Genomic DNA, 627 nt, shown 5'->3' on the forward strand with positions numbered 1-627 from the left:
TATTAAAGTCACAACGGTGAAAGATGAGCATGCGTCCCATTAGCTAGTTGGTAAGGTAACGGCTTACCAAGGCAACGATGGGTAGGGGTCCTGAGAGGGAGATCCCCCACACTGGTACTGAGACACGGACCAGACTCCTACGGGAGGCAGCAGTGAGGAATATTGGACAATGGGCGCAAGCCTGATCCAGCCATGCCGCGTGCAGGATGACGGTCCTATGGATTGTAAACTGCTTTTATACGAGAAGAAACCCTCCGACGTGTCGGAGCTTGACGGTATCGTAAGAATAAGGATCGGCTAACTCCGTGCCAGCAGCCGCGGTAATACGGAGGATCCAAGCGTTATCCGGAATCATTGGGTTTAAAGGGTCCGTAGGCGGTCAGGTAAGTCAGTGGTGAAAGCCCATCGCTCAACGGTGGAACGGCCATTGATACTGTCTGACTTGAATTATTAGGAAGTAACTAGAATATGTAGTGTAGCGGTGAAATGCTTAGAGATTACATGGAATACCAATTGCGAAGGCAGGTTACTACTAATGGATTGACGCTGATGGACGAAAGCGTGGGTAGCGAACAGGATTAGATACCCTGGTAGTCCACGCCGTAAACGATGGATACTAGCTGTTGG

At 50.1% G+C, this 627-nt stretch carries 1 rRNA gene; it reads left to right on the forward strand.

The window, feature by feature from the left end:
* Positions 1-627: ribosomal RNA gene (locus tag ACP7AQ_RS15970) — 16S ribosomal RNA — on the forward strand; the annotation flags it as partial.

This window comes from Flavobacterium sp. DSR2-3-3 (assembly GCF_049896585.1).
Classification (GTDB): Bacteria; Bacteroidota; Bacteroidia; order Flavobacteriales; family Flavobacteriaceae; genus Flavobacterium.